The organism is Cryobacterium sp. N19 (assembly GCF_002929595.1).
Taxonomy (GTDB): domain Bacteria; phylum Actinomycetota; class Actinomycetes; order Actinomycetales; family Microbacteriaceae; genus Cryobacterium; species Cryobacterium flavum.
Map to the genome: position 1 here is coordinate 191005 of NZ_PJJR01000051.1, position 13627 is coordinate 204631.

General features: G+C 62.7%; 13 protein-coding genes. 9 read left to right on the forward strand and 4 right to left on the reverse strand.

The window, feature by feature from the left end; all coding sequences use genetic code 11:
* Positions 1–9: 9 nt before the first annotated feature.
* A complete protein-coding gene (locus CXY78_RS12530; protein WP_092339202.1) occupies positions 10–843 on the forward strand; it encodes a class II fructose-bisphosphate aldolase in 834 nt (277 codons plus the stop codon).
* Between the two features lies 1 nt (position 844).
* Here the strand turns inward: CXY78_RS12530 and CXY78_RS12535 are convergent, their stop codons facing one another.
* Genes CXY78_RS12535 through CXY78_RS12550 form a run of 4 tightly spaced genes read right to left on the reverse strand, consistent with a single transcriptional unit; the run spans position 845 to position 5257 of the window.
* Positions 845–1681, reverse strand: coding sequence for a carbohydrate ABC transporter permease (locus CXY78_RS12535; RefSeq protein ID WP_092339200.1), 837 nt, complete (start codon positions 1679–1681; stop codon positions 845–847).
* A complete protein-coding gene (locus CXY78_RS12540; RefSeq protein WP_092339198.1) occupies positions 1678–2658 on the reverse strand; it encodes a carbohydrate ABC transporter permease in 981 nt (326 codons plus the stop codon). The genes CXY78_RS12535 and CXY78_RS12540 overlap by 4 nt, the downstream gene beginning before the upstream one ends.
* Positions 2659–2669: 11 nt before the next feature.
* A complete protein-coding gene (locus tag CXY78_RS12545) occupies positions 2670–3974 on the reverse strand; it encodes a sugar ABC transporter substrate-binding protein (RefSeq protein ID WP_233197356.1) in 1305 nt (434 codons plus the stop codon).
* A 47-nt stretch (positions 3975–4021) separates the two neighbouring features.
* Positions 4022–5257: an aminotransferase class V-fold PLP-dependent enzyme gene (locus CXY78_RS12550; protein ID WP_092339196.1), complete on the reverse strand. Its 1236-nt coding sequence runs from the start codon at positions 5255–5257 to the stop codon at positions 4022–4024.
* 228 nt (positions 5258–5485) lie between these two features.
* On the opposite strand from CXY78_RS12550, the gene CXY78_RS12555 reads away from it, so the two are divergent.
* From CXY78_RS12555 to CXY78_RS12590, 8 genes are all read left to right on the forward strand, one after another.
* On the forward strand, positions 5486–6175 hold the full coding sequence (locus CXY78_RS12555) for a FadR/GntR family transcriptional regulator (RefSeq protein ID WP_092339194.1): 690 nt from the start codon (positions 5486–5488) through the stop codon (positions 6173–6175).
* Positions 6176–6347: 172 nt separating this feature from the next.
* Entirely contained in the window at positions 6348–7661 is a 1314-nt protein-coding gene (locus CXY78_RS12560) for an ROK family transcriptional regulator (protein ID WP_104089605.1), read from the forward strand.
* Between the two features lie 29 nt (positions 7662–7690).
* Complete coding sequence (locus CXY78_RS12565) at positions 7691–8968, forward strand: sugar ABC transporter substrate-binding protein (RefSeq protein WP_104089607.1); 1278 nt, start codon at positions 7691–7693, stop codon at positions 8966–8968.
* On the forward strand, positions 8965–9927 hold the full coding sequence (locus CXY78_RS12570; RefSeq protein WP_092339188.1) for a carbohydrate ABC transporter permease: 963 nt from the start codon (positions 8965–8967) through the stop codon (positions 9925–9927). The genes CXY78_RS12565 and CXY78_RS12570 overlap by 4 nt, the downstream gene beginning before the upstream one ends.
* Positions 9920–10762 (forward strand): carbohydrate ABC transporter permease, encoded by an 843-nt coding sequence (locus CXY78_RS12575; RefSeq protein ID WP_092339186.1) that lies wholly within the window; start codon positions 9920–9922, stop codon positions 10760–10762. Before CXY78_RS12570 ends, CXY78_RS12575 begins: the two co-directional genes overlap by 8 nt.
* 13 nt (positions 10763–10775) lie before the next feature.
* The gene (locus CXY78_RS12580) at positions 10776–11765 is read left to right on the forward strand and encodes a Gfo/Idh/MocA family protein (protein ID WP_104089608.1); all 990 of its coding nucleotides are present in this window, start codon (positions 10776–10778) and stop codon (positions 11763–11765) included.
* Positions 11762–12883, forward strand: coding sequence for a Gfo/Idh/MocA family protein (locus CXY78_RS12585; RefSeq protein ID WP_092339182.1), 1122 nt, complete (start codon positions 11762–11764; stop codon positions 12881–12883). The genes CXY78_RS12580 and CXY78_RS12585 overlap by 4 nt, the downstream gene beginning before the upstream one ends.
* 112 nt (positions 12884–12995) lie before the next feature.
* A complete protein-coding gene (locus CXY78_RS12590) occupies positions 12996–13616 on the forward strand; it encodes an acyltransferase (protein WP_092339180.1) in 621 nt (206 codons plus the stop codon).
* Positions 13617–13627: the final 11 nt, after the last annotated feature.

The following is a 13627-nucleotide window of genomic DNA, read 5'->3' on the forward strand; positions in this document are numbered from 1 at the left end:
GGAGACCGAATGACGTTAGTCCTCACCCGAAGCCTCATGGATTCGGCCTATCAGCGCGGGGTTGCTATTGGGGCGTTCAACGTGCTCCATCTCGAGACGGCCGAGGCGCTCGTCGCAGCAGCCGAGCAGGCCGAACTTCCGGTCATACTTCAAATCTCAGAAAACTGCGCCCAGTATCACGGCGGACTCGAACCGATCGCTCTATCCACCCTGGCGGTGGCGCGAGCGTCAGCCGTCGAGGTCGCAGTGCATCTCGACCACGCCCAGAATGAAGAACTCGTCTACGAGGCGATCGAACTCGGCTTTGGGTCCGTGATGTACGACGGAGCGCATCTGGGATTTGATGAAAACGTCGCGATCACGGCGCGAATCACCCAGTACGCGCAGTCTCGCGGCGTGTATGTGGAGGCTGAACTGGGTGCGGTTGGCGGCAAAGATGGCGCCCATACACCGGGCGTGCGAACGGACCCGGGTGAAGCAGCCGCGTTTGTGCGCAGCACCGGTGTCGACGCACTGGCAGTAGCAGTCGGTTCATCGCACGCCATGACGGAACGCGTGGCAGCAGTCGACTACAGCTTGATCGCGCGACTGCGGGCCGCTCTCGACGTGCCCTTGGTCCTGCACGGGTCATCCGGCATTGCCGATGAGAACATCGTGAAGGCGATTCGAGCCGGCATGACCAAGATCAACGTCTCGACGCAGCTGAACAAACACTTCACCGAGGCGATTCGCGGTTATCTCGCAGCGAATGCCGCGGTTGTTGACAGCCGCAGGTACGGGGCAGCCGGACGTGCCGCCGTTGTACAGGAAGCAGCCCGCCTGGTGCGACTTTTCGCCGCGTAGGTTATCCCTTGACCGCCCCAGCAGTCAGCCCCTGCACGATGTATCGGCTGGCGAAGGCGAACAAGACCATGGTCGGAATGATCGTCAAAACCGCTGCCGCTGACATCGAGCCCCAGTCGATGTTGAAGCTTGAGATGAACCCATTCAGGGCAGTCGGAATCGTCTTGTTTTGGTCACGGTTCATCAGCGTGACCGAGAGAAACAACTCGTTCCAGCAGTTTACGAAATTGAAGATGAACGCGGCGACGATCCCGGGCTTCATAACGGGAACGATGACTCTGAAGAGTGCGCCCAGCCGGGAGCATCCGTCGATCATTGCCGCTTCTTCCAACGCATCCGGCACGTTGGCGAAGAACCCGCGCAGCATCACCGTGCAAAACGGTATGCAAATCGCGATGTAGACGAGCACGAGTCCGAACTTATTGTCGACCAACCCCAGCTGCGACATCATCAGGTAAAGCGGGCCCAGGGCGATGAACGCCGGGATCATCTGGGTGACCAGAAACGCCATCATCAGCGCGCCCTTGCTGCGAAATTCGAACCGGGCAAGGACATATGCCGAGAGCAAAGAAATGAGCGTCGCGACGGTGGCGGCCACCGCAGCGATCACGAGGCTGTTGGCAAGATAGGTGCCGAACTGCGCCTTGCTAAAGAGGTTCACGTAGTTCTCGAGCGAGAAGACTTCTGGCCAGTAGGTCAGCGGAAAGCTGAAGATCGCCCCGGGGCCTTTGAACGACGTGATCGTGATCCAGTAGAGCGGAAAGATCGTGATTGCGAGCCAGATCGCGAGAAAAACGATGCGAATGGTGCGGGCCAGCCGGGTTTCCCTGTCGATCATGTGGTGACCGCTTTCTTCTCGCGAATCGCAAGGAGGTAGAAGATGGAGAAGATAAGCAGGATCCCCACGACAATGAGTCCCAGAGCGGATGCCTGCCCGTAGTCGCCGCGTTGGGTCGTCGCAATCATCCAGGTCGTGATGATGTGGGTCTGATTCGCTGGACCGCCGCCGGTCATGCCGAAGATGATGTCGGGAAAATTGAAGATCCAAATCACACGCAGCAGAACCGTCAGCGCGAGCGTGGTGCGAATGTAGGGAATGGTGATCCGAAAGAGAGTTCGCGTTTTTCCTGCACCGTCGAGGGCTGCGGCCTCGAAGAGCTCCTCCGGAACGGATTGAAGAGCGGCAAGGATCATGATCGTGAAGAATGTAACGCCGTACCAGACGTTCGCGATGATGATGGCGACCATGGCCGTCGTTGGGTCAGCGAGCCACGGTATCGCTTGATCGGTGAGGCCGACTTTCGACAGTAGGTCATTGATCACGCCGAATTCACTGTTGAACATCCACCGAAACAAGATGCCGATCAGAAAACCGGAGATCGCCCACGGGAAAAAGATCAGGGCTTGGTAAAGTCCTCGAAAGGCAAATTTACGTCGGAGCCAAAGCGCGAGAGCAAAACCAATCACGAACTGCGGCACGAGAGAAGCCACGACCCAGACAGCTGTATTTCTCAGCACGGTGTAGAAGACCGGATCGGTCAGAATCGCCGCGAAGTTTTTGAATCCCACCCAGGAGGTGTCGGTGAGATTGCTCAGGTTCCAATTGCGGAACGCCATCTGGCTGCCCGCGATCATCGGGTAATACACAAAGATGATCACGAATATCAGGGCGGGGGAGAGAAACGCCAGAATAGTCAGGCTTTTGCGAACGGTGAAAGTGCGCCGTTGCGAACGTCGTGTTCCCGGGTCCGGCCGTCGTGGAGCGCTCGGCGAAGTCGCCGCGCGCTCCAGTGTTTCGGTACGTGGAGACGTCATGGAAGTTCCGCCTAGGCGTTCTTCCACTTTTCGACCCAGTAGGCATCCCAGCTGGCGAGAAGTTCCTTCTGAGTCATCTGGCCGATGAGCACCTGCTGTAGTTCAGAGTCGGACTTCTGGATCCAGTCGGTCCACCATGAAGAATCGCGCGGCTGGACGGCAGTGATGTAGGTATCGGGATTCTCGTTCATGGTTACGTAGCTGGCCCACGCGCCGGTCTTGTAGAAGTCGCTGTCTGCGGCGTCTTTCAGAATGGAAACGAGGCTGTTCTTCTGCGTGAAAGTGGTCGACGCATCGCCTTCCGACAGGAAGGAGATCAACTTGGCCGACTCGGCCTTGTGCTCGCTGGACTCTGCAGTGCCCCAGCCGGCGGTGGCCATGGGCTGAATCGCCTTACCCGTCGGTCCGGTCGGCATCGGGGCCGTTGTCCACTGATCGACGCTGATCGACTGCGCTTGTTCGAGGGTCGCGATTACTTCCGGATCCTGTAAGAGGAATCCCGTGGAACCGTTGGCGAACCCCTCCACCATTTCTGGGTACCCCCAGGCGACCGACGAGGGTGGCGACGCATTCTCGAAGAGAGCGAAGTAGGTCTCAAGGGCGTCAGCAGCTTCTGGCGCGGCAAAGATCGTGCTGCCGTCGGTGAGCTTAAAAGCATTGTCCTGGTCGATCTGGTCCGCTACGTAAGCCTCGATCGCCAGTACAACGTTAGTATTGCCGTTCTTGCCGCCGCGAAAAGCGTAGCCGAACTGACTCTTCGACTCGTCCTGCAAGGCCGTGGCCTGCGTGAGAAGTTCGTCCCAGCTGGTGGGTGGTGCCGAGAAGCCGGCCTCCTTGATGAGGTCGGTTCGGTAGAACAGGCTCGCACCATAAAAACCGTAGGGAATGTAATATGACTTGCCGTCCGCGTTGGTCGCGTACTTGGCAGCGTTCACGGTCAGGTCGTCCCAGCCGTCCCAGCCGGCAAGTTCATCGGACATGTCGTACAGCCAGCCGTTGGTGGAAAACGGTCCAACCGTGATGTCGCGCACCTCAAGAACGTCGACCCCGGTACCAGACTGAAGCATCTGCTGAATCTTCTGGTCGGCCTGCTCGGTGGGAGGGGAGATCAATTCCACGGTAATTCCGGGGTTCTTCGCTTCGAAATCTGAGATCAGACCCTTGAGTACGTCGGTTCGGGCCGGGTTGGTCAGGCTTTCAACCATCTGCAGGTTGACGGTGCCATCCGCAGCATCCGAGGCGGCAGAGCACCCCGAAAGCGCCAGGGCCGTAGCGAGCCCCAGGCCGGTCCATGCACACGTTTTCTTGTGAATCACAGCATTCCTCTTTTCATTGAGATCGGACGATTCTTGAGGTCAACGCCCTATGACGATGGTGTAGCAGAAGGGACCTGGGCCCATTCGGTGAGTGCGGCAACGCAGTGCTCAACGAAATAGTCAAAGTCGGCAGCAGTGTTGTAGACATGCACCGACAAACGGAAGTAGCCGATCCCGCCGAAGCTCGTAAAGGCACCTTCGACGCCCAGTTCACGTAAGACTCGATCGCGGAGCGCGTCCGCTTCGTCGTGGGTCGTGGCGATCCCGTCGGGCAGACGAACGAGTCTGAGCGCGTTGACCGGCATGCCGACATCTACGTGATGGTCTTCGCCGGTAATCGCACCAAAAGCAGCGGTGATGGTCTCTTCGGCGTAGTCCGCAAGATCCGACATGTAGGTGCGCACGGCATCCCATCCCCAAGTTCGCCCGATGAAATCCAGGGCCGTCGTCGTGGCGAGGTAGCTCGTGAGGTCTAAGGTACCTTGGGTGTCGAAGCGGTCGGGGAAGGGCTCGGTAGCGCCCCAGGAATCAATGAGTGGATATAGCTCAGCCGCCAGTGGGCCCCGGGCGACCAGAACGGATGTGCCGCGCGGGGCACAGCCAAATTTATGAAGATTCCCGATCCAGAAGTCACAATCCAGCTTATTGAGCGGGTCCTCGTACAGCCCTGGCACGTGCGCTCCGTCGACGAGGAGCGGGATTCCACGACGGCGCGCCTCGCGGGCGACGGATTGTACCGGCAAGAATCGGGCGGTGGGAGAAGAAATATGGTCGACAATAATCAGCCCGGTGGCAGCGCTGAGCTCGGCCACAATGGCCTCATAAGCCTCGGCTGCGGTGGCATCCAGCGGAATATGCGCCGTACGTACCGTGCCGTTCCAGCGGCGGGCCAACCGCTCGGCACCCATGGTGACAGCTCCGTACCCGTGGTCGGTGACGACGATCTCCAGTCCGATCTTCGCCGGAAGGCTGGAGAAGACCACGCTTGCTCCGGCACTCGCATTGGGCACGAGGGCGGTGTCGTTTTCGCTTACGCCGAGAAACTTGGCAACTTCGCGGCGGGTGCTTTTCACCATGGCCGGCAGCGCTGGAAACCACGCTACCGGGTTGGCATCCATCTGCGCGCGGAGTTGATTTTGATGTTCCTGGGCGACGACGGGCACAGCACCAAACGACCCGTGGTTGATGTGGATGGTTCGTGGATCGAGAGACCAGGCGGCCCGGGCTGGACGGCCGTCCGAAAGTGTCAATCCACGCGGTGGCGCGACTGGAGAGGTCAGCATGTGCTTCCTATTTCAATGTTCGTGGCTCGCAAACTATGACAAGACGTGTGATGACTCTCTGGATCACCCCACTTTCATGGCTGTTTTCAGGACTCTATCGGGATTGTTCCAAAAAGTCATCAGATGAGTTGAGATAAAGTGTTGTCGGGTGAGGAACGTGTCAGCTCGCCTCCCGCTTAGAATTAGGTGGGGTTATCGGTAGTGGCGATTGGACGAAAGGATCCACGCATGTCGGCAGTAGACATCGCGTTCCACGGATTGCGTCACATGATCGCGTCCGGACGTCTCGGCGCTGGAGAGAAGTTTCCATCGGAGACCGCTCTCTTGAGTGAACTCGGCGTATCGCGCGGGTCTCTTCGTGAAGCAGTGCGCATGCTGTCGGCCCTGGGCGTGATCGAGTCACGGCATGGGTCGGGAACATACGTTTCTCAGTTGCGTCCCGAGGAAATCATGGGGAGTTTGGCGCTGACCGTCGACCTTCTGCCGCTGTCTGGACTCTTGGACATGTACGAATTGCGAGGTGTCCTCGAGTCGCATACTGCGGCCCAGGCGGCTGCTCGAATAAGTCCGGAGCAAACCGCGGAGCTTTTCGACTTGGTCGAGGCCATGGAGGCCGCCGCCGACCCCGAAATTGCCCCCGAGCTTGATGCTCAATTTCACGCGTTGATTGATCGGATCAGTGGCAACCCCACACTGACCGTTCTGCTGGGCGTCTTTCGCGCCCGTTCGCGCGCCTATCAACTGTTCGCGCTGCCGGAAGGCGCGGAAATCCGGCGCGTCAGCGACCATGGCCATCGGACCATCTTCAACGCAATCGTCTTGCATGATCCTGCTGCGGCATCTGCCGCCGCGGCGTCCCACGTGGCCCAAACGGTCGAGTGGCTGCGCTTTTATCAGCCGGCCGTGCGCACTCCGTAGCGGGTCGCCCTCACTCCGCATTCGGCCGTTGCTGAGTGGAATATTGCAGCGCGACGCAGCCAGCAACGGTGCCCGAGTCGTTGACAACACCGCGCCAACGTGTCTACTCTGAACTCAGACGTAATTATGCAAACGACTTGCATAATTCGCCCTACGAGGTGAGGGGACCGCCATGGCACTGCATGAACGTGAAATGCTGGCCTTTCGCCGGCGCAATTCCGCCGCCTGCATCGGCGCCCTGCGCGACCACGGCGTGCTCACGGTCAGCGAACTGGCCAGCCTCACCGGACTCTCCCGCCCCACCGTCGAGTCGATCGTCGCCGAATTCGAAACCAACGGCCTGGTCACACACGAGCAGCAGACCACCACCGCAGCCAAGGGCCGTCCCGCCCGCCGCGTCGCGTTCAACGCCTCCGCCGGCTACGTCGCCGGCCTCGACCTCGGCCTGCACCGGGTTACCGTGCTGGTCAGCGACCTCGCCGGCACCATCGTCGCCACCGCCCTGCACGACATCACGACCGACATCACGACCGACATCACCGGCTCCGAACTCCTCGCCCTCGCCGCCGCGACCCTGAAACGCGCACTCGCAGAACTCGACGCCAGCCGGCTCACCGCCGTCACGGTGTGCATTTCGGGCATAGTGGATGCCTCCGGCCGCGTTCTGCAGAGCAACGTACTGCCCGAATGGAGCGGCCTCGACCTCGCTGCGAGCCTCAGTGAACAGCTCGGCTGCCAGGTGTCCGTCGAAAACGATGTCAATATGGCCGCCCTCGGCGAACTGCACGCCGGCGCGGCACAAAACGCCGACGATGTCGTCTTCATCATGGTCGGCCACCGCGTGAGCGCCGCCATCATCCTCGGCGGAGCGTTGCACCGCGGCCGCAACTTTGCCGCCGGCGAGGTCGGCGACCTCGAATCCACCGGCTGGGGCTACCAGGACGTGCACGAGACCAGCGTGCTCGGCGCGTTCCTCGGCCAAAGCCCCGAAGACGTCTTCGCGGCAGCCCAGGTCGGCGACCCCGACGCCCTCGAGCTGGTCACCCGGTTCGCGCGCCGCATCATCCGCGGTATCGCGGTCGTCGGGCTGACCGTCGACCCCGACCTCATCGTGATCGGCGGCGGGCTGTCCGCCGGGCCGGTGTTGCTCGGCGCGCTGCAGACTGAACTGGCCCTGCTGGTCACCCGCAGCACGCAGCCGCCGCTCGTCTCCTCGGCGCTCGGCCGCACCGGCGTCGCCCTCGGTGGCCTCGTGCGCGCCCTCGAAGTCGTCTCGGAGCGGCTCTACGGCGCGAAAGACATCGCCGTGCCGCGCTTCAGCCTGCCCGCCATCCCTGTCACAGAAGCGGATGCCGAAGCCGCCCGGCCCGAATCAGCCCGGCCCGACCCGACCACCTTCGGCGCCCGCCTCGCAACCCACGCGGCCAGCGCGAACGGCAGCAGCTCGAACGCCAACACCGGCACCGCCACCCACCCACATTCCTGACCATCCATTAAACACGGCAGGGGAACCCAATGAGAAAAATCACCAGACTGGCGCCGCTCGCGCTGGTCGCCGCGCTCGCGCTGACCTCGTGTTCGGCACCCGCAGCATCCGATGAAGCCGTCACCGCAGACTCGGCAGCATCGATCAGCTACGCCATCTGGGACGAAAACCAGATTCCGGCGCTCGAGGCGAACATTGCCGCGTTCAACAAGATTTACCCGAAGATCGAGGTGAAGATCGACATCACCCCGTGGGCGCAGTACTTCACCAAGCTGCAGACCCAGGCGTCCGGCGACACCCTGCCCGACGTGTTCTGGATGAACGGCCCCAACTTTCAGCTCTACGCCGCCAACGACCAGCTCGAACCGATGACCGACCTCATCGACGACGGCGATGTCGACCCGGCCAACTACGTCGAGGTGCTCAACGACCTCTATTCCTTCGACGGTGTGCAGTACGGCATGCCCAAGGACTTCGACACGGTCGCACTCTGGTATAACAAGGCGATTCTCTCCGAGGCCGGCGTCGCAATTCCCGACGAAACCTGGACCTGGGACGACTTCGCTACGGCCGCCAAAACCGTCAGTGACACCCTCGCCGACCAGGGCGTCTACGGCGTCGCGACCGGCCTGACCGGCGGCCAGGAGGGCTACTACAACACGATTCTGCAGGCGGGCGGCAGTATCCTCTCTGAAGACGGCACGTCCAGCGGCTACGACGACCCGAACACGATTCGCGGCCTGCAGTTCTGGGCTGATCTCATTGCCGACGGTTCCAGCCCAAACCTGCAGCAACTCTCCGACACTCCTCACAACGCGTGGTTCACCAGCAGCAAGACCGCGTTCTTCTGGTCCGGCACCTGGAGCGTCGCCGAACTCGCGTCGGCAAGCAACACCCTCGACCTGAACGTGGCCCCGCTGCCTCAGGACGAGAAGCAGGCCACTGTCATCCACGGCCTCGCCAACGTGGTCTCGGCGGGCAGCGAGCACAAGTCGGCCGCACAGGCTTTTCAGGCTTACCTCGGCAGCGAAGAAGCGCAGACCCTGCAGGCCGAAATGGGAGCGGCCAACCCCGCCTTCATCGGCGCCGGCGAAGCCTTCCTCGACTCGGTCGAGCACTTCGACCTCGAGGTGTTCATCGACGAAGCCGACAACTATGCCTACCCATTCCCCATCTCGAAGGACACCGCGGCTTGGACCACGATTGAAAACGAGCTGCTGCCGCAGGCCTTCTCCGGCACTCGCACCGTTGAAGATGTCGCTGACGAGCTCGCCACTCGAATGAACGAAGCGCTGGCCAAGGAATGACCCTGCGCACCGGGAGCGCGGTCGGCGAGAGCCGTGATCCCGCCGACCTCCCGGTGCCCGTAGCAACAACACCGCAAAAGAAGCCAAAGAGCTTCGACGGCTACTGGCCGTGGTTGTTCGTGCTGCCGACCCTGCTCGGTGTGCTCGGCTTCTACATTTGGCCGATCATTCAGACCGGCTACCTGAGCTTCACCGAAACCGGCCCGTTCGGCGGCGAAGAATTCGTCGGCATCGACAACTACCAAACCATGCTGGCCGACGGAAACGTGGCCCAGGCCCTGATCAACACCCTGATCTACACGGTCATCGTGCTGGCCGGCATTCCGATCGCGCTGCTCATGGCCAACTTGGTCAACCAGCCCGGCCTGCGCTTCGCGTCGTTCTATCGCGTGCTGTTCTTCATGCCCTACATCGCGATGCCCACTGCGGTCGCCCTGGTCTGGCGCATGATTTATAACGGTGATTTCGGCATCCTGAACTGGATGCTCTCGCTCGTCGATATCGATGGCCCGTACTGGACCTCGACCCCCGGCTTCGCGATCGTCTCGGTCGGCGTTGTCGGAATGTGGGCGTCGCTCGGGTTCGGGATCATCATTCTCGGTGCTGCCCTGAAAAACATCTCACCGGAGTATTACGAGGCGGCGCAGCTCGACGGCGCCACCAAGTGGAAGCAGTTCACCTCGATAACCGTGCCGCTCGTGACGCCGAGCCTGTTCTTCGTCACGATCATCTCGGTGATCAACGGGTTTCAGCTGTTCGACCTGCTCTACGCCATCATGGGCCAGTACAACCCGGCCCTGGTGCAGAGCCAGTCGCTGGTCTACATCTTCTACAACCAGGCTTTCATTCAAAACGACAAGGGCTATGCCGCGGCGATCGGCATGGTCATTCTCGTAACGATCGGCATCGTCACCTTCTTCCAGTTTCGGATGCAGAAAAAGTGGGTGAACTATGTCTAAACAGTCCCTCTCCCCGGCCCAGCAGGGCGCGAACAGCGTGCGCACCCACCTGGTGCTCGGCATCATCGGCTTCATTATGGTGTTCCCGTTCATCTGGCAGCTCGTCATCTCGCTCTCCACCAACGACCAGGTGATGAGCGTGCCGCCCACCTTCTGGCCGGGCGACCTGCAGTGGGGCAACTTCGTCGACGTCTTCACCAAGCTGCCGTTCTTCGACCAGTTCGGCGTCTCGGTCGGCATCACCGTCATCCGCGTGATCGGCCAGGTCGTGCTGTGCTCGATGGCCGGCTACGCGTTCGCCCGTATGCGGTTTCGCGGCCGTGGAATCTTTCTCGGCGTCATCCTCTCGATTCTCATGGTGCCGCCGCAGGTGTACCTCATTCCGCAGTTCCAGATCATCCAGAACCTCGGCCTGCTCAACACCATCATCGGCATCGCCCTGCCCGGCATCTTCAGCGCCTTTGGCGTGTTCCTGATGCGGCAGATCTTTCTCGGCCTGCCGATCGAACTCGAAGAAGCCGCCCGGCTCGACGGCGCCAACCCGGTCCAAATCTTCTACAAGATCATGCTTCCGCTAGCCACCCCGGGCATCAGCGCCCTGGTCATCATCACGACCCTATGGTCGTGGAACGACCTGCTCTGGCCACTCGTGGTCACGACCTACGCCGAGAAAATGCCGCTCTCGGCCGGCCTGGCGACGCTCGCCGGCAGTATCACGACCGATTACCCGGTCATGATGGCCGCGAGCGTACTCGCGATGGCGCCCGTGCTCATCCTCTTTATTGTTCTGCAGCGTCGCGTCGTCGAAGGCCTCGCCTTCAGCGGCTCGAAGTAGCACCACCCCTTATATGTCTGGACTTCTCGTGAACATTGGCCTCATCGGTGCCGGCGGCATCACCCACGTGCACATTCCGGCCTGGCTCGCCCTCGGCGCGCGGGTCACCGTGTTCTCGCTCGAGGGCGGTGCCGAGGTCACCGCGCAGTACGGCATCACCGCGGTCGGCTCACTCGATGAGCTGCTCGACGCGTGCGACGTGGTCGACATATGCACTCCCACTCCAACGCACTATCGCCTCGCCGAACGCGCCCTCCGCGCCGGCAAACACGTCATCTGCGAAAAGCCCATAGCGCTCCACCCAGCGGATGCCGCCGCTCTCGCCGAGCTCGCCGCCTTCGTCGGCAAGCAGCTGCACCCGGCCCACGTTGTGCGCTACTTTCCCGAGTACGCCCTGGCCCGAGGCGCCGTCGCCGCCGGAACGATCGGCGAGCCGGCCATTTTGCGGTTCAGTCGCATCGGCGAGTTTCCCACCTGGGCGAGCTGGTTCGCCGATGAGGAACAGTCCGGCGGAATCGTGCTGGACCAGATGATCCACGACCTCGACATTGCCCGCTGGATCGCCGGCGAGGTCACCGAGGTGTACGCCGTGAAGTCCGTGGGCGACGGATGCGAGACCGCCCAGGTCGTGCTCACTCACGAAAGCGGCGCGCTCAGCTACGTCACCGGAGTCTGGGGCGCGCCCGGCACCACCTTCGCCACGTCCTTCTCGATCGCCGGCTCGACCGGGGTGCTGAAGCACGATTCCCGAGCGGATGCCTCGCTCCGCTTCGACCTCGGCGCGCCCGTCGCCGGCACGCAGTCTATGCGCCCGGACACGTCGCTGGGCGAAAGCCCGTACCTGAGCGAACTGCGGGAGTTCGCCGCCGCGACCCTGGGGGGACCTGCCCCGCGGGTCAGCCTCGCCGACGCCACCCGCGCGGTCGAACTAGCCGCCGCCGCGAACGCGTCGATCGCGTCCGGGCGAAGCGAGTCCGTCGTGCGTGAGACGGTGGCGGCATGAGAGCCGTCGCGAATGCCCGACCGAACGCGTCCGTGCAACCGACCTCCTCGTTGTCCGGGCAAGCCGCGTCGAGCGCGGTCGCGCCGCAGCATCCGCTGTCTGAGCGCCCCCTGCGCGTAGCCCTGATGTCGTTCGCCCACGTGCACGCCGCTGGCTATGCGGCACTGCTACAGTCGATGCCGAACGTCGAGTTGCGCGCCTCCGACCCCGACGGCGGCAACGAGCCGGCCGAACGGCGTGGCCGGGGCCTCGCCGACGACCTCGGCGTCAGCTACGTCGACAGCTACGCCGAACTGCTCGTCTGGCAACCCGACGCCGTCATCGTGACGAGCGAAAACGCCCGGCACCGTCCGTTGGTCGAAGCCGCAGCCCTGGCCGGCGCGGCCGTGCTGTGCGAGAAGCCGTTGGCCACGACCCTGGCGGATGCCCTCGCCATGCAGGCCGCCTGCGACGCGGCCGGCGTCACGCTGATGACCGCTTACCCGGTGCGGTTCTCGCCCGCCTTCGCCCGGCTGCGCGAACTCGTTCAGGCCGGTGGGCTGGGCGCGCTGCTCGCGGCGACCGGCACGAACAACGGTCAGATTCCGGTCGGGGACCGGGCTTGGTTCACCGACCCGGCACTCTCTGGCGGCGGTGCAATGGTCGACCATATCGTGCACGTTGCTGACCTGCTCGATGCCCTGACCGGGCTGACAGCCCAGTTCGTGCGGGCAGTGTCGAACCGCATTCTGCACGCCGACAAGCCCGAGGTTCGCGCCGAAACCGGGGGACTAGTCACGATCAGCTATGCCGGCGGCTTCGTCGCCACGATCGACTGCTCCTGGAGCCAGCCCGACAACGCGCCGACCTGGGGCGGACTGACCCTTCAGGTGGTCGGCACGCGGGGGATCGCGGACATCGATCCGTTTGCGCAGCACGTGGGCGGCGTCGGGGCCGATGAGGCCGTGTTTCTCGGCTACGGCAAGAACACCGACGAACTGCTCCTGAACGAGTTTGTGCACGCGGTGCGTGCCGGGCGGGCGGGGCAGCCCGACGGGGCCGCGGGCATCCGCTCGCTGAAAATCGTGCTTGCCGCGCAGGAGTCGGCGCGCACCGGCGAGGTTGTGTCAATCAGGTAAAACTCGGCCGACAGGTTTGCCCCGATAGCTGAGCTTGCGTCATAATCGCAAGGCGTGCCCGACAGTCGGGCCGAACAGGTACCAGTTCCGAAACCCGAGTCGGAGGCTATACATGTCCGTTCAGTCCACCTTGGAGCGCCACGAGCGCGCACCCGACCCGGCCGGGCCCACCGGCGGCAAGTCCGCCACGCGCACCTTTCGTGGCGACATCGAGGGCCTGCGCGCGGTCGCCGTGATCGTCGTCATCTTCGATCACCTGCTCGGCTGGCCCTCCGGCGGATTCATCGGTGTCGACATTTTCTTCGTCATCTCCGGTTTTCTCATCACGAGCCTGCTGCTCAAGGAGCATGCCCGCACCGGCCGCATCTCCCTCGTCGGCTTCTACCGCCGCCGCATCCGCCGCATCCTGCCGGTCTCGCTCCTCGTACTCGTCGTCACCGTGGCCATCGGCTACCTGCTGCTGCCCGGCGCCCGCGCCTTCAGCACCCTGTGGGACGGCGTCTACTCGGCCCTGTTCGTGGCCAACTGGCACTTCGCCGCCGTCGGTACCGACTACCTGCAGGCCACCAACGCCGTCTCCCCGCTGCAGCATTACTGGTCGCTCGCGGTCGAGGAACAGTTCTACTTCGTCTGGCCGTTCTTGCTCATCGTGATCTTCGCCCGCGACGGGCAGCAGCCCTGGTTATCGCCGCCGGAATCGGACAGCCCGAACAGCGCCTGCTGTTTCTGCTGACCCACCCGGTC